General features: G+C 64.0%; 8 protein-coding genes. 3 read left to right on the top strand and 5 right to left on the bottom strand.

Annotation, left to right across the window (positions count from 1 at the left end):
- Positions 1-81: 81 nt before the first annotated feature.
- The 3 genes from ACNQPL_RS08620 to ACNQPL_RS08630 form a co-directional block, all read right to left on the bottom strand.
- Positions 82-1,437 carry an HlyD family type I secretion periplasmic adaptor subunit gene (locus ACNQPL_RS08620; RefSeq protein WP_416466452.1) on the bottom strand — a complete coding sequence of 452 codons (1,356 nt, stop codon included), beginning with the start codon at positions 1,435-1,437 and terminating at the stop codon, positions 82-84.
- Positions 1,438-1,570: 133 nt separating this feature from the next.
- On the bottom strand, positions 1,571-3,706 hold the full coding sequence (locus tag ACNQPL_RS08625) for a type I secretion system permease/ATPase (protein WP_416466539.1): 2,136 nt from the start codon (positions 3,704-3,706) through the stop codon (positions 1,571-1,573).
- 75 nt (positions 3,707-3,781) lie between these two features.
- Positions 3,782-5,155: a TolC family outer membrane protein gene (locus ACNQPL_RS08630; protein ID WP_346615182.1), complete on the bottom strand. Its 1,374-nt coding sequence runs from the start codon at positions 5,153-5,155 to the stop codon at positions 3,782-3,784.
- A gap of 463 nt (positions 5,156-5,618) precedes the next feature.
- Between ACNQPL_RS08630 and ACNQPL_RS08635 the strand changes: the two genes are divergently transcribed.
- Positions 5,619-12,575: a retention module-containing protein gene (locus ACNQPL_RS08635; protein WP_416466453.1), complete on the top strand. Its 6,957-nt coding sequence runs from the start codon at positions 5,619-5,621 to the stop codon at positions 12,573-12,575.
- A gap of 133 nt (positions 12,576-12,708) precedes the next feature.
- On the opposite strand, the gene ACNQPL_RS08640 is transcribed toward ACNQPL_RS08635, so the two are convergent.
- Entirely contained in the window at positions 12,709-13,074 is a 366-nt protein-coding gene (locus ACNQPL_RS08640; RefSeq protein ID WP_346615180.1) for a YbaN family protein, read from the bottom strand.
- Between the two features lie 7 nt (positions 13,075-13,081).
- Positions 13,082-13,669 (bottom strand): YecA family protein, encoded by a 588-nt coding sequence (locus ACNQPL_RS08645; protein WP_346615179.1) that lies wholly within the window; start codon positions 13,667-13,669, stop codon positions 13,082-13,084.
- A 247-nt stretch (positions 13,670-13,916) separates the two neighbouring features.
- Here ACNQPL_RS08645 and recQ point away from each other — a divergent pair, with 247 nt between their 5' ends.
- Together recQ and ACNQPL_RS08655 are read left to right on the top strand one after the other, a co-directional pair.
- Positions 13,917-16,061: a DNA helicase RecQ gene (gene recQ / locus ACNQPL_RS08650; protein WP_416466454.1), complete on the top strand. Its 2,145-nt coding sequence runs from the start codon at positions 13,917-13,919 to the stop codon at positions 16,059-16,061.
- A gap of 138 nt (positions 16,062-16,199) precedes the next feature.
- Complete coding sequence (locus tag ACNQPL_RS08655; RefSeq protein ID WP_346615177.1) at positions 16,200-16,637, top strand: MarR family transcriptional regulator; 438 nt, start codon at positions 16,200-16,202, stop codon at positions 16,635-16,637.
- Positions 16,638-16,657: the final 20 nt, after the last annotated feature.

A 16,657-nucleotide genomic window follows, 5' to 3' on the forward strand; every position in this document is an offset into this window, starting at 1 on the left:
CCCACCAGCTGTGCACCTATTCAAGGCCGGTGATACCCCTGTGGGAGCCGGCTTGCCGGCGATGAGGCCGGGGCAGGTCTGTCACCGTTCCCGCAACGCCTCGGTCCGCGCTTTCAGCACCGGTTTGAGCAGGTAATCCAGCACACTCTTCTGCCCAGTGATGATATCCACCGTCGCCACCATCCCCGGGATGATCAACAGCGGTTTGTTATCCCCACCCAGGTGGTTTTTCTCGGTGCGCACCTGGATCAGGTAAAACGCATTGCCTTTTTCATCCGTCACGGTATCGGCACTGATCAACTCAAGCTTGGCCTTCAGCCCGCCATAGATGGTGTAGTCGTAGGCACTGAACTTCACCATCGCCGGCTGCCCCGGGTGTAGAAACGCGACATCCTGCGGGCGCACCTTGGCCTCGATCAGCAGGTTGTCCTCGATCGGCACGATCTCCACCAGGTCGCTGCCCGGCTGCACCACGCCGCCGATGGTGTTGACCTTCAGCAGCTTGACGATACCGCGTACCGGCGACACCACCGTGGTGCGGTTGACCCGGTCGTCGATGGCGATGCTGGTGGCGGTGATCTTGGAAAGCTCGGTGCGTTTGTCATTCAGCTCCTTGGCGGCATCCGAGCGGAAGCTGGCGTCGGACTCCTGGATCTTGCTTCTGATCTCGGCCACGGCCGCATCGGCGCGGGGGATCGCCAGGCTGGTGGCGTTGAGCTGGCCGCGGGCTTCGACCGTGCGTTGCTTGAGGCGCAGGATTTCCACCGGCGAAATCGCGCCCTTGCTCACCAGCGGCGCCGACATGTCCAGCTCTTGCTGCAGCAAGCCGACGGCCGAGCGGTACTGGTCGACCTTGGAGCGGAATTCGGCCAGTTCTTGAGTCTTCTGGCGCAACTGCTCGTTGAGGGTCTGCTTTTCACTGGCCAGGCGGCGCTGACGCGAGTCGTACAGCGCCAACTCGTCGTTAGCCACCTGCGGCGCCTTGGCGCGGACTTCTTCGGACAGCACGAACGGCCGCCCCTCGGCCTCGGCCGACAGGCGCTCGACCTGGGCGGTCAGGGCATAACGGTCCGCTTCGCTTTCACCTTTGTTGGACTTGAACCGCGTATCGTCCAGGCGCAGCAGGGTGGCGCCTTTCTCCACCATCTGGCCTTCGCGCACGAAGATTTCGGTGACGATGCCGCCTTCAAGGTTCTGGATCACCTGCACTTTGCTCGACGGGATCGCCTTGCCTTCGCCGACGGTCACTTCGTCCAGCACCGCCAGGCTGGCCCAGGCCAGGGCTACCAGCAGTAACGCCGCCGCCAGCCACACCGTCAGGCGTGACAGGCGCGGCGAGTCCTGCAAGGTGGCGCTGGCCAGCTCCGGCATGTAGTCGCGCTCGGTGCGCTTGTCGGAACCGCTGTGGGTACTGCGCACGCTGTGGCCGATGGGCATGGCTTACCTCTCACGGGACGTGACGCTGTAGGAGCGGGCTTGCCCGCGAACACGGGCATGGCCCGTGCCAGGCACCGAGGTGTCATCTTCGCGGGCAAGCCCGCTCCTACAGTGATCGTAGTGTCTTGGGGTTCTACAACGCCGCGCCGATACGGCCCTTGCGCAGGGCGTCGATGACCGCATCCTTCGGCCCGTCGGCAACGACTTTGCCGTTGTCCAGTACCAGCAACCGGTCCACCAGGCTCAGCATCGAGGTGCGGTGGGTGACCAGCAGCAGGGTCTTGCCTGGCACCCAGTTGAGCAGGCGCTGGCGCAGTTGCTCTTCGCTGCTGTTGTCCATGTGGCTGGTGGGTTCATCGAGGATCAGGATCGGCGGCTCGAGCAACAGCGCACGGGCCAGCAATACGGCCTGGCGCTGGCCGCCGGACAGCAGCTGGCCCCGCTCGCCCACCGGGCGGTCAAACCCGTGCGGGTGCTGCCGGGCCAGGTCGCTGACGCCGGTCAGTTCGGCCACTTCGAGCATGCGCGCATCGCTGATGTGGCGGGCGCCGAGGGTCAGGTTGTCGCGCAGGCTGCCGGCCAGCAGGGGCAGGTCGTGGGCCACGTAACCCAGCTGGCTGCGCAGGTCGGCGATGTCCAGCTGGCGCAGGTCGAGGTTGTCCAGCAGCACCTGGCCTTCGTCCGGGTGATGAAAGCCCATCAGCAGCCGGCCCAGGGTGCTCTTGCCCGAGCCGCTGCGGCCGATGATGCCGATGCGCTCGCCGGGCTTGATGGTTACGCTCACGTCCTGCAGCGCCGGGCTGGTCTGCGCCGGGTAACGGAAGCTGACATGGCTGAGGGTCAGGCCGCCCTTGAGCGTGGTGTGCTCCAGCGCTTGCTGTTCGGCCTGGCGCTCTTGCGGCAGGGCCATCAGCGCATCGGTGCTGCGCATGGTCAACTGCGCCTGCTGGTAGCGGGTGATCAGCCCGGCGATCTGGCCAAGCGGTGCCAGCACGCGGCTGCCGAGCATGTAGCTGGCGACCAGGGCGCCGACGCTGAGGTTGCCGGCAATGATGCTGTATACCCCGGCGACGATAGTCGCCATGCCGCAGAACTGCTGGATGAACAGCGTGCCGTTGCTGGCCAGCGACGACAGGTTGCGGGCGTGGGCGTCGAGGCGGGCCATGGCGCCGTTGGTGTGTTCCCACTGGTATTGGCGCTCGCTCTCGGCGCCACAGGCCTTGAGGGTTTCCAGGCCACCGAGGGTTTCGATCAGCAAGGCCTGGCGCACTGCGCCGAGGCTGAGGCTTTTTTGCACGGTGTCGCGCAGGCGCGCCTGGATCACCAGCGCAAAACCCACCGCCAGCGGGAAGGCGATCAACGGGATCAGCACCAGCCAGCCGCCGAGCAGGCCGATCACCAGCAGCATCAGGGCGACGAAGGGCAGGTCGATGATGCTGGTCAGGGTGACTGCCGTGAGGAATTCGCGCAGGCCTTGAAAGTCGTGGATGCTCTGGGCAAAACCGCCAATGCTGGCGGGCTTGGCCTTCATGGCCATGCCGGTGATCCGCTCGAACAGGGTGGCGGAGAGGATCAGGTCGGTCTTCTTGCCGGCCTGGTCCAGCAGGTGGGCGCGGACCATGCGCAGCACCAGCTCGAAGGCCGTGCCGAGGAACAGGCCGGCGACCAGCACCCACAAGGTCGACAACGCCTGGTTGGGCACCACGCGGTCGTAGGTCTGCATGACGAACAACGGCACCATCAGGCCCAGGACGTTGATCAGCAAGCTGGCCAGCAAGGCGTCGCCGTACAGCCAGCGGGAATGGCGCAGGGTGTCGCGGAACCAGGCATCGACCCGCGGCAGCAGCGGCGAGCGTACTTCCTCCAGGGTGTGCCGGGGGCGTGCGAACAGCGCGTGGCCGCTATAGGCCTGCACCAGCGTTTCGCGTTCGACCCACTGCTCGCCGCCCTCGGCCTCGCAGGGCAAAATCAGCGCCCGGCCATCGTCGCCCCAGCGCTGCAGCACGGCGCTGCGGCCGTCGTTCAGCAACAGCAGCACCGGCAGGTTGAGGGGCGAGATGGCCTCCAGCTCACGCTGCAGCACGCGGCCCTGCAAGCCGGCGCGCGCTGCGGCGCGGGGCAGCAGGTCGGCACCCAGGCGCTGCTGCTGCAGGGGCAGGCCGCTGCTCAGGCTGGCACGGCTGGCCGGCCGGCCGTGCAGGCGGCAGAGGATCAGCAGGCCATCGAGCAGCGGGTCATCGACATCGGGGCGCGGTTGCGCGCTTTGCATACTGGTCACTGTGGACTACTCCCGCCGCGGTGGAAGGGGTGATGCCTGGCGCTCCCTGCCCGTTGCCAACCTGGCTCAACGCATGTCGGGCAACCGCGCTTCGGTACGCACTTCGTTGTTGGCAATGGCTTCCGGCGGCAGGGAGATGCGCTGCTTGCTCAGCAATTCACCCATGGTCGCCAGCACGCGGTACATCGAGTACTCCTCGGTGTAACGCACTTCGGTGTAACGACGGTTGGCGTTGTACAGCTCGTTCTCACTGTCGAGCACGTCGAGCAGGGTGCGCTGGCCGAGGCCGAACTGGTCGGCGTAGGCGGCGCGTACGCGTTGGGTGGTTTCGGCATATTCACGGGCAGTCGGGGTCTGCTTGCGCGCGTTGTTCATGGCGTTCCAGGCCAGGCTGAGGTTCTCGGTCAGCTCGCGCAGGGCATTGTTGCGGATGTCCAGGGCCTGGTTGATCTTGTGGGCGTCGGACTGCAGGCGGGCCTTGTCGCTGCCGCCGCGGAACAGGTTGTAGCTGAGCTCGACGCCGGCTTGCCAGTCGTTGTTGCTGTGGCCTTTCTCGCCGCCCAGGTTGTTGTTGGCGCCGGTGGCCAGTACCGCGTCCAGGCGCGGGTAGAAGGGCGACTTGGCCACTTCGTATTGCTGTTCGGCGGCGTTCACATCGGCTTGGGCCGACTTCAGGTAAGGGTTGTTCTGACGCATGCCTTCGCGCGCGGCATCGAGGGTTTCGGGCACTTCCACCTTGATCGATTGAGGCCCTTCGAGCTCATCGGGCAGGCGGCCGACCACGCTGTAGAAGTTGGCTTCGGCATCGGCCAGGTCGACTTCGGCGGTGTCCAGGTTGTTTTCTGCCAGGGCGCGGCGGGCGCGCGACTGGTCGAGGTCGGCGGTGCTGCCCACGCCCCGCTCGCTGCGCAGGCCGATCTGGTCGTTGACCCGCAGGTGGGCCTGCAGGTTGTTCTTGGCCAGGGTCACCAGCTCACGGCGCTTGAGCACTTCGAGGTACACCTCGATGGCGCGCAAGGCGACATCCTGGGCGACCGCCTGGGTGTAGTAGGCGCGGGAGGTGGCGACTGCCTGGGTACGGCCGACTTCGTTGGCGGTGTTGAAGCCGTCGAAGATCATTTGCCGAAGACGCAATTCCGACTGGGTGTAGTTGAGCGTCTCTTTGTTGTGGTTGCGTGTGCCGTCGGGGTTCAGGCCGCGGGTGTTGACGTTGTCCGAACGCTGCCGCCCGTAGCCGGCCACCAGGTCAACGGTCGGGTAGTACCCACCACGGGCGAATTTCACGTCTTCGTCAGCCGACAACCTGCTGTTGCGGTTGGAGCTGATTTCGGGGTGATAGTCCACGGCGCTCTGGACGGCCTCGTTAAGTGACATCGCCTGAACGTTGGCGCACGCCATGGCCAACAGAATTGCACTGGTGATGGGGTTGAAAACGCGCATGGGGTACTTCTCCCTGGTCTCAAAATGGTCCTGCTTCTCGCCAAAAAAATGACGATTTTTATAGTTCAAACCGTTTCATGTTTGTAACAACAGAGCTAAGAACATTTAACGCGCGAGCTAAGAAGATTTTTTCATAAGCCCTATGCGAAAAAAAACTTATGCGGTCTATCAAAAGCGAGACATTGTTTCCTTCAAGCGATTTCGGAAGCCGCCGCAGCATGCGAGTTTCCGGGTTCGCGGTGAGTTCCAGATTTTTTCCAGCTAAGGACGCGGAAAGGACAGGTGAAAGCGGAATTTGGCGACAATATTTTGGCATCTAATGATGGCAATTTAGGTTCTCACTATCGCCAACGTGGTATTCCGAGAGAACGAATCTCACCCCTGAGACAGTCGGACTCCAAGCCTTTGCCTCACCGCCATGTCGTTGGTTGAGTAACCAATCGGTAAGGGGAGGCGTGCGCTCATGGCGAAGTTAGTCGGTGTGGTCAGCAAGGTAGTGGGTGAGGTGTTCGCCGTTGGCAGTGACGGTAGCCGTCGCCCCTTGATCGAAGGTGACCGCCTGTTTGCGGGCGAGCAGTTGGAAACCGGTGCCGCGGGCGCCGTGGCCGTGCACCTGCAGAATGGCGCGGAACTGACATTGGGGCGCGACAGCAGCCTGGCCATGACCACGGACCTGCTGGCCAACCTGGCGCCCCCTGTGCAGGCACACGACGGGGCGCCGAGCGATGCGCAACTGAGCGATGTGGAGCGCATTCAGCGGGCGATTGCCGCCGGTGACGACCCCAGTACAACCGCCGAAGCACCAGCGGCCGGCCCTAACGGCAGCAGCGCACCGGGCGCCTTGGGCGGTGGCCACAGCTTTGTCTTGCTGACCGAAGTGGCCGACCGTGTCGACCCGCAAATCGGCTTCCCGACGGCAGGCTTCAATGGCATCCCTGAGCTGGCCAACCGATATGTAGGCGACCTGGGCAACACGCGGGGGCGCGACACGCTGGGAGCAGGCGACGGTGGTAGCGGGGGTGACAATGGCACCAACGGTGGCCTGCCACCTGGCCAACCCAACCCTCCAGGGCAGCCTAACCCGCCTGACCAGCCCAACCCGCCCGAGCAACCCAACCCACCGATCACCCCCATCGACCGCCCGGTCGAACTGCGCGGGCTGGATGTGAACCCGGGCGAGCTCGTGCTGGACGAGGCCAATTTGCCCTTGGGCTCGGTCAACAACCCGCCGGCATTGACCCAACACGGCGCCTTCACCGTGGTAGCACCGGACGGCGTGTTCAATCTCAGCGTCGGTGGGATCAACGTGGTGACCGCAGGTGTCGTCACCGGTGTCGGCCAATCGATCACCACCGGCTTGGGCAACACGCTGACCATCACCGCCTACAACCCGACCACCGGCGAGGTCAGCTACAGCTACACCCTGACGGGTGCCGAGCAGCATGCGGACGGCGCGGGGACCAACGCGCTGAGCGAGCACTTGCCGGTGCTGGTCAGCGACAGTGACGGCGATGTGGCCCAAGGCTCGCTGGATGTGATCATCCGTGACGACGTGCCCAGGGCAGTGGATGACAGCAACCCCATCACCGCCACCGAGCAGCACACCGAGCTGACTGGCAATGTGCTCGGCAACGACGTGCAGGGCGCCGACCGTGTGCCGGGTGGGCCGGTAATCGCCGGCACCTTCACCGGCACCTACGGCACACTGGTGCTCGCTGCAGACGGTTCCTACACCTACACACTCAACACCAACGACCCGGACTTCAAGAACCTGGGCGGTGGCGGCCAAGCGGTGGAGACCTTCGCCTACACGATCAAGGACGCCGATGGCGACACCAGCAGCGCGACGCTGACCTTGAACATCAGCAACCTCGACGACCCGGTGACGCTCGATGGCCTCGGCACTCAAGGCGGCGAGCTGACGGTTTACGAGAAAAACCTGCACGACGGCAGCGCCCCGGATGCTGCTGCCCTGACCCAGCAAGGCAGCTTCAAGGTTACCGCGCCTGACGGCCTGCAAAGCCTTACCGTTGGCGGCATCAGTGTGGTCAGTGGCGGTGTGGCGGTGGGCTTCCCGCAGTCGGTCGTCACGCCCGAAGGCAACACCCTGACCATCCTCGGTTACAACCCAGGCACCGGCGTGGTGAGCTACAGCTACACCCTGGTCGACAACGAGAACCACCCCAGCGGCCAAGGCAGCAACAGCATCAGCGAGCAGTTCACGGTGATCGCCAAAGATGCCGATGGCAGCACCGCCACCGGCAGCCTGGGCATAACCATCGTCGACGATGTGCCGCAGGCGCATGACGACTACACCAGCGTGGCCAAGGGCGACGTGGTGCGCGGCAACGTGATGTACAACGACGTGGTGGGCGCCGACACCCGTGGCGACGGCCAGTATGTGGTCGGCGTGCGCGCCGGCAGCGACACCTCCAGCTCGGCCATCGGCCAGTTGAACACCCAGGTGCATGGCCAGTACGGTTACCTGATCATCGACGCCCAGGGTAACGCCGAGTATCACTCCGACCCGACCATCGCTTCGCCCAGGGATGCCCTGGAAACCTTCGTCTACACCATCCGCGATGCCGATGGCGACGAGAGCACTACCACCCTCACCATCAACGTGCACAACGGCTTGATGGCCTGTGCCGACAGTGACGTCACCGTGTACGAAAAAGCGCTGGACGTGCACCAGGATGGCAATGACCTGGCGCCCGGTACTGTCACTGGCAGCGCGCCGGGCTCGACGCAGGAAACGGCCTCCGGAACGTTGGTCGGCTCGGCCAGTGGCGGTGTCGGTACACTTACCTACACGCTGGTCGGCAATGCCGTAGGCCAATACGGGCAGATTCAGCTGAGCGCAGATGGTTCCTACACCTACACCCTGACGTCACCGGCCAATTCGCCGACCCATGCCAACGATGGGCCGAACACGGTGACCGAAACCTTTACCTACCAGGTGCAGGACTCGCTGGGCAACGCCACCACCAGCACCATCGTCATCACCATCGTCGACGATGTGCCCACCGCCAACAGCGATTTCGTCAGCGTCTTCAAAGGCGACGTGGTCCGTGGCAATGTGATGTACAACGACGTGGTGGGCGCCGATACCCGCGGCGACGGCCAGTATGTGGTGGGTGTGCGTGCTGGCAGCGATACCTCCAGCTCGGCCATCGGCCAGCTCGATACGCAGGTCAACGGCCAGTACGGCTACCTGACCATCGATGCCTACGGTAACGCGCAGTACCACTCCAACCCCGCTATCGCCTCGCCTCGGGATGCCATCGACACCTTCGTCTACACCATCCGTGACGCCGACGGTGACGAAAGCACCACGACCATTACCGTCAATGTGCACAACGGCCTGATCGTCTGTGCGGACCGTGATGTGACGGTGTATGAAAATGCGCTGGATTTGCACAAGGACGGTAACGACCTGGCGGCAGGCACCGTCACCGGCAGCAACCCTGGCTCGAGCCACGAAACCGCCTCCGGCACGCTGACGGTCGGTGGCGTGGGTGCGTTGACCTTCACCTTGGTGGGCAATGCCGTAGGCCAATACGGCCAGATCCAGCTGAACGCGGATGGCTCCTACACCTACACGCTGACGTCGCCCGTCAATTCGCCCACCCATGCCAACGATGGGGCCAATACCGTGACCGAAACCTTTACCTACCAGGTGCAGGATTCGCTGGGCAATTCGGCCATCAATACCATCGTCATCACCATCGTCGACGACGTACCCACCGCCAACAGCGATTTCGTCAGCGTTGACAAAGGCGATGTGGTACGCGGCAACGTCATGTACAACGACGTGGTCGGCGCTGACACCCGTGGCGACGGCCAGTACGTGGTCGGCGTGCGCGCCGGCAGCGATACTTCGAGCTCTGCCATCGGCCAGCTCAACACCCAGGTCAATGGCCAGTTCGGCTACCTGACCCTCGATGCCTACGGCAATGCCGAGTACCACTCCAACCCCAACGTTGCCTCGCCGCGTGATGCCGTCGACACCTTCGTCTACACCCTCCGCGATGCCGACGGCGACGAAAGCACCACTACCCTCACCATCAACGTGCACAGTGCGCTGATGACCTGTGAGGACCGCGATGTGACGGTGTACGAGAAGGCCCTGGACCTGCACAAGGACGGCAACGATCTCGCGGCAGGCACCGTTACGGGTAGCGACCCTGGCTCGCCTCAGGAAACAGCTGCCGGCACGTTGGCCGGTTCGACCAGCGGCGGCGTTGGCGCGCTGACCTACACCTTGGTCGGCAATGCGGTAGGCCAATACGGGCAGATCCACCTGAACGCAGATGGCTCCTACACTTACACGCTGACTTCACCGGCGAATTCGCCGACCCACGCCAACGATGGCGCGAATACCGTGACGGAAAGTTTCACCTACCAGGTGCAGGATTCCGCCGGCCATTCGACCACCAGCACCATCGTCATCACCATCGTCGACGACGTACCCACCGCCAACAGCGACTTCGTCAGTGTGTACAAAGGCGACGTGGTGAGCGGCAACGTGATGTACAACGACGTGGTCGGTGCCGACACCCGTGGCGATGGCCAGTACGTGGTCGGCGTGCGCGCCGGCAGTGACACCTCCATGTCTGCCATCGGCCAGCTCAACAGCCAGGTGCATGGCCAGTATGGTTACCTGACCATCGATGCCCAGGGCAATGCCCAGTACCACTCCAACCCGGATGCCGTGGCGCCGCGTGATGCGCTCGACACCTTCGTCTACACCATTCGCGATGCCGATGGCGACGAGAGCACCACCACCCTCACCATCAATGTGCACAACCCGGCGCTGCAGCCGTGCGGCGACGGTGGCGTTTGGGTGTACGAGAACGCGCTGGACCTGCACAAGGATGGCAACGACCTGGCGGCCGGCAGCGTTATTGGCAGTGACCCCAGTTCAACCCGCGAGACGGCCTCCGGCAGCCTGGTTGGGCAGGTCGCTGGTGGCGTGGGGGCGTTGACCTACACCCTGGTCGGCAATGCCGTCGGCCAGTTCGGCCAGTTGCACCTGAACGCTGACGGCTCCTACACCTACACGCTGACCTCGCCGGCGAATTCGCCGACCCATGCCAACGACGGCGCCAATACCGTCAGCGAATCCTTCACCTACCGGGTGGAGGACACGGTGGGCAACTGGACCACCAGCACGGTCAATATCACCATCGTCGACGACGTACCGCAGGCTCATTGCGACTTCGTCAGCGTGGCCAAGGGCGACATCGTGCGCGGCAACGTGATGTACAACGACGTGGTCGGGGCCGACACGCTGGGCGACGGCGCCTACGTGGTCGGGGTGCGCGCCGGTCATGACACCTCCAGTTCGGCGGTTGGCCAGCTCGGCAGCCACGTCTACGGCCAGTACGGCTACCTGACCCTCGATGCCCAGGGCAACGCGGAGTACCACGCCAACCCCAATGCCGTGGCACCGCGCGATGCGATCGACACCTTCGTCTACACCCTCCGCGATGGCGACGGGGATGAAAGCACCGCCACCGTAACCATCAACGTGCACGACCAATCGCTGCATCCGTGCGGCGATGGCGGCGTCACCGTGTTCGAAAAAGCCTTGGACCTGAACAAGGACGGCCATGACCTGGCGGCCGCTAGCGTCAACGGCAGTGACCCAGGCTCGACGGCAGAAACCGCCTCCGGCAGCCTGGTCGGGCAGGTGGGGGGTGGCGTGGGGGCATTGACCTACACCTTGATCGGGAATGCCGTCGGCCAGTACGGGCAGATCCATCTGAACGCAGACGGTTCCTACACCTACACGCTGACCTCGCCAGCCCATTCGCAACCTCACGCCAACGATGGCGCCAATACCGTGAGCGAATCCTTCACCTACAGGGTCGAGGACACGGTCGGTAACTGGACCACCAGCACGGTCAACATCACCATCGTCGACGACGTACCACAGGCCCATTGCGACACCGTGAGTGTCAGCAAAGGCGATGAGGTGCGGGGCAACGTGCTGTACAACGACGCCATCGGTGCCGATGTGCCCGCCGACTGCGGCTACGTGGTGGGCGTGCGCGCCGGCCATGACACGTCCACCTCGGCCATCGGCCAGCTCGGCAGCCATGTGGCAGGCCAGTTCGGCTACCTCACCCTGGATGCCCAGGGCAATGCGGTGTACCACTCCGACCCGAACGTTGCGGCGCCGCGGGATGCCATCGACACGTTCGTCTACACCATCCGCGATGGCGACGGCGACGAGAGCACCGCGACCATTACCATCAATGTGCACGACAACTCGATGTCCGAATGTGGTGACGGTTATGGCAGGGCGCAGGAGCAGCGGGTGGTCGATCGCGGCGCGTTCACCCTCGATGCCAGCAGCATGACGGCAGCGTTGGTGGTGCTTGGCTACCTCGGGGCCACAGGCGCGGCTGCGGCGCCAGGCAATGCCGAAGAGGTGATCAACGTCAGCCTGCGCACAGGTGAAACCCTGCAGCTTAACCATGACCAGCACGATGGCAACTTGGCGCTTGAGTGGAAAGACGCCGGTGGCAGCTACCAGCCCATTGCCGCCGGGGACAGCTTCACGGCCAGCCATGACGGGGTGTACAGCATCCATGCAAGCGACCCGACGGGGGCGGGCAAGGCGGGTGAAAGCTACAAGCTGAGCCTGGTCTTGGACTACACCAATGCGCAGGCTGCGGCGCCGCACAGCAATGGCGCCAGTGAACACTCCGCTGCGGCCCTTTCCAGCCCGCTCGACATTGCTTCGCTGGAGGCGCCTGCACCTGCTGGCGATGAGCACAACGGCCACACTGCCAATTACGCACAGGCCAAGGCTGCGGTGACAATCGACCTGAGCCATGACGGGGCGCAGGACACCGGTGGTGCCGGTGTGGAGACCTTGAACGGCATCCACAACCTGGTCGGCTCGGACTACGGCGATACCCTCATTGGCAACAGTGCCGACAACGTGCTCGACGGCGGCGCGGGCAACGATGTGCTCAAGGGTGGGGATGGCAACGACACCCTGATCGGCGGGCCGGGCAACGACATCATGACCGGCGGCAACGGCAACGACACCTTCGTCTGGCAGAAGGGCGACACGGGCCACGACACCGTCACCGATTTCACCCCGGGGAGCGACAAGCTCGACCTGTCGCAACTGCTGCAGGGTGAACACGGCACGGCAACCTCACTGGACGACTACCTGCACTTCAAGGTCAGCGGCACCGGGGCCGATGTGGTCTCGACCATCGAGGTCAGCAGCGTGGCGGGGGCCGCGCCGGTACAGACCATCGACCTGGCAGGCGTGGACCTGGCCCAGCATTACGGGGTGTCGGCAGGGGCAGGGGGAGTGGTGTCGGCGGGGCATGATACGGCGACCATCATCAACGGGATGCTGGATGATCATTCGTTGAAGGTGGATACGGTGTGAGGTATCGGGGGCTTGCGTTGAACGGGCTTGCCCGCGATGAGGCCAGTACTGGCGACCACAGTAATTGACTGGGTAGCTCTAAATGGTTTTCATCAATGTGATTAGGTAAGTAACAGTTGGCAACATGGGTAACTCACCCAGGTTTGCGCAATGTCTTCTGCTTCAGGATATACAGGCTGACCAGCACCGCACTGGTCAGCATGAATGCCCGCGCCCAGAACAGCGGTACCAGGTAGCACGACAGGCCAATGCTCGCCCACATCAGGCCGATGGCGTAGACCTTGCCCTTCAGCGGGATGCCTTCACCGCTCAGGTAGTCGCGGATCCACGGCCCCAGCCTGGGGTGGTTGACCAGCCAGTGATGAAAGCGGGGCGAGCTGCGGGCGAAGCACGCGGCCGCCAGCAGCAGAAAAGGGGTGGTGGGCAATACCGGCAGGAAGATCCCCAGCACCCCCAGCGCGACGCTGAGCCAGCCGATGGCCAGCAGCAGGTAGCGCACGGCCGACTCAGTGGTGGCGTGGCTTGAGCAGCGCCGGCTTCTCGTCTGGGGCGTGCAGCAGCAGGAACAATGCGCTCAGCGCCTCCGGGATCTGCACGATCATGTCGTCCTGCAGGTTGGCATTGCTGGCGATATCGGCGAACTCGGGTTGTTCGTCGAACAGGCCCGAACCGACCATGATCGGCAGCAGCATCTCGCTGACTTCCTCTTCGGCGTTCTCGAACCACGCCTCTTCGCGCAGGAACACGCCCTCCATGAAGCCGATGCACCAGCCGCGCAGGTCGGAATCGTCCGGCTCTTCGGTCAGGTCCAGCTCGCATGGCAGGTCGAATTCTTCATCGCTGGCCAGCTGGCGGGCGATATGGCCCTTGAGTGCCACCAGGGTCGCTTCGATTTCGGTGCGTTGGGCATCGCTGGCGTAATGGGGCTCTTCGGCGAACAGCGCGTCGATCCATTCACGCTCAGGAACGTCTTCCGAGCTGATCGACAGCGCGGTCAGGTAGCCGTGGGCGGCGACGTAGTCCAGCGCTTCTTCGTGCAGCTCATCGGCGTCGAGGAAGGCTTGCAGGCGGGTGAGTTGCTCGGCGAAGGACATTACAGGGCTACCTTGGGGGAATAAACGATAATGAATTCTAGCACCTTGAGGCGATGGCGGGGCAAAGGGAACGTCTGTCACCGGGGCATCCTGCGAGGGATGGCACTGCGGTATACTTCGCGATTTTTCACCCAGGGGCGGGGTTTTCCGGCCATCTGGCAAAAGCCGCTTACGCATTTGGCGTGTGCGGAGCGGGTTTTTCGTCCAGCCTGTGCGCAGGGTGGTACGGCGATTTACGGAGTTGCACATGCTCGAACAGGCTCAGCGCGTTCTCAAGGATATCTTCGGCTACGACAGTTTCCGTGGGCGCCAGGCAGCGATCATCGAATGCGTGGCCAATGGTGGCGATGCCCTGGTGCTGATGCCAACCGGTGGCGGCAAGTCGCTGTGCTTCCAGGTGCCGGGGCTGTTGCGCCCGGGCCTGACGGTGGTGGTGTCGCCGTTGATCGCACTGATGGACGACCAGGTCGCCACCCTGGATGAACTCGGCGTCGCGGCCGCAGCCCTGAACTCCACCCTGAGCGCGGAGCAGCAGCGCGAGCTGGCCGGGCGCTTGCGCCGCGGCGAAGTGAAGATGCTCTACCTGGCACCGGAGCGCTTGGTACAGCCGCGCATGCTGGACTTCCTGCAGGGGCTGGACGTTTCGCTGTTCGCCATCGACGAGGCACACTGCGTTTCGCAATGGGGCCATGATTTCCGCCCGGAATACCTGCAGTTGGGCCAGTTGGCCGAGCTGTTCCCGCATGTGCCGCGCATCGCCCTGACCGCCACCGCCGACATGCGTACCCGCGAGGAAATCGTCCAGCGCCTGCACCTGCAAGGTGCCGAGCGCTTCCTGTCGAGCTTCGACCGGCCGAACATCTTCTACCGCATCGTGCCCAAGGAGTCGCCGCGCAAGCAACTGATGGCGTTCCTCGGCGAGCGCCGCGGCAATGCCGGCATCGTTTACTGCCTGTCGCGCAAGAAGGTCGATGAAACCGCGGCCTTCCTCTGCGAGCAAGGCTTCCCGGCGCTGCCGTACCACGCCGGCCTGGCCGCCGAGACGCGCTCCGCCAACCAGCACCGCTTCCTGAACGAGGAAGGCCTGATCATGGTCGCCACCATCGCCTTCGGCATGGGTATCGACAAGCCGAACGTGCGTTTCGTTGCCCACCTCGACCTGCCCAAGTCGCTGGAAGCCTATTACCAGGAGACCGGCCGTGCCGGCCGTGATGGCCTGCCGTCCGACGCCTGGATGGCCTACGGCCTGCAGGACATGGTGATGCTCAAGCAGATGCTGCAGAACTCCGAAGGGGATGAGCGCCACAAGCGCGTCGAGCAGCACAAGCTCGACGCCATGCTGGCACTGTGCGAAGAAACGCGCTGCCGCCGCCAGGCGTTGCTGGCCTATTTCGATGAAGTGCTCGAACAGCCGTGTGGGCACTGCGACAACTGTGTCGACCAGATCCAGACCTGGGATGCCACCGAGCCTGCACGCCAGGCCTTGTCGGCGGTGTTCCGCACCGGGCAGCGCTACGGGGTCGGCCACCTGGTCGACGTGCTGCTGGGCAAGGACAACGAAAAAGTGCGCAATTTCGGCCACGAGAAGCTGTCGGTGTTTGGCGTCGGCAAGGCGCTGGCCGAGGTGGAATGGCGTTCGCTGTTCCGCCAGTTGGTGGCGCGTGGCCTGGTGGACATCGACCTGGAGGGCTATGGCGGCCTGCGCTTGTCCGACAGCTGTCGGCCACTGCTGCGCGGTGAAGTGACCTTGCAGTTGCGTCGCGACCTCAAGCCGCAAACTGTGGCGAAGTCGTCTTCCGGCGGCGGCAGCCCGGCCAGCCAGCTGGTACGTGCCGAGGAGCGCGAGCTGTGGGAGGCGTTGCGTACCCTACGGCGCAAACTGGCCGAAGAGCACAGCGTGCCGCCTTACGTCATCTTCCCCGACTCGACCTTGCTGGAAATGCTGCGCAGCCAGCCGACCAGCCTGAGCGACATGGCCGAGGTCAGTGGTGTGGGTGCACGCAAGCTGGAGCGCTACGGCCAGGCCTTCCTCGAGGTGCTCAACGGCGCTGGCGGCACCGAGGAGGCGCCCAAGGTGGTGCTCGACCTGCGCCACGAGCTGGTCAGCCTGGCCCGCGCCGGCATGACTCCGATGCAGATTGCCGGCCAGCTCAATTGCACTGAGAAGAACGTCTACAGTCTGCTGGCCGAGGCCATTGGCCGCCAGGAACTGAGCCTGGACCAGGCCTTGGACCTGCCCGAAGAGCTGATGATGGAAGTGCAGGATGCCTTCCTTGACGGCGAAGGGGAGCTGCCGCCGGTCTCGGCCATTGCGCCGCTGTTCGGTGCGCGGGTTCCCGAGGGCGTGCTCTACTGCATCCGCGCGGCGTTGGCGGCAGAGTTCGAGCTCTGATCGGGGACATTTCGGACATCCACTGATCGTTGTCATCCTTTTTGACGATTATCGGACATTTGCGAGCAGGGCAGCCTTGCCTGATGGCCCGGGGCATGGTTAGCTGACTAACAATTAGTTCTAGTCAATGAGTTGCTTATGCCCCTGACCGACAATCAACACCGCTTCGGCATGCAGCTGGCACAGATGTCCCGCGGCTGGCGCGCCGAGTTGGATCGCCGCCTGGCCGGGCTCAACCTGTCCCAGGCGCGCTGGCTGGTGTTGCTGCATCTGGCGCGCTTTGAGGAAGCGCCCACCCAGCGCGAACTTGCCCAGAGTGTTGGCGTTGAAGGCCCCACGTTGGCGCGGCTGCTTGACAGCCTGGAGGCCCAGGGCCTGGTGCGGCGCCAGGCGGTGCTGGAGGATCGGCGGGCGAAGAAGATACAGCTGTGCCCGCCAGCCAAGCCCTTGATCGAGCAGATCGAAACCATCGCCAACGCGCTGCGCCTGGAGTTGTTCACCGGGGTGGATGAAGCGGATCTTGAGGTGTGCATGCGGGTGCATGCAAAGATTCTGGCCAACCTCGAAAAATCCTAAAACTCACGCGCCCATTCGCG

It is taken from the genome of Pseudomonas sp. LFS044 (assembly GCF_047978245.1).
GTDB lineage: Bacteria > Pseudomonadota > Gammaproteobacteria > Pseudomonadales > Pseudomonadaceae > Aquipseudomonas.

Coding starts and splice junctions, on each gene's coding strand:
- recQ (WP_416466454.1), top strand. CDS start 13,917: ATGCTCGAACAGGCTCAGCGCGTTCTCAAGGATATCTTCGGCTACGAC.
- ACNQPL_RS08635 (WP_416466453.1), top strand. CDS start 5,619: ATGGCGAAGTTAGTCGGTGTGGTCAGCAAGGTAGTGGGTGAGGTGTTC.
- ACNQPL_RS08655 (WP_346615177.1), top strand. CDS start 16,200: ATGCCCCTGACCGACAATCAACACCGCTTCGGCATGCAGCTGGCACAG.
- ACNQPL_RS08625 (WP_416466539.1), bottom strand. CDS start 3,706: ATGCAAAGCGCGCAACCGCGCCCCGATGTCGATGACCCGCTGCTCGAT.
- ACNQPL_RS08630 (WP_346615182.1), bottom strand. CDS start 5,155: ATGCGCGTTTTCAACCCCATCACCAGTGCAATTCTGTTGGCCATGGCG.
- ACNQPL_RS08620 (WP_416466452.1), bottom strand. CDS start 1,437: ATGCCCATCGGCCACAGCGTGCGCAGTACCCACAGCGGTTCCGACAAG.
- ACNQPL_RS08645 (WP_346615179.1), bottom strand. CDS start 13,669: ATGTCCTTCGCCGAGCAACTCACCCGCCTGCAAGCCTTCCTCGACGCC.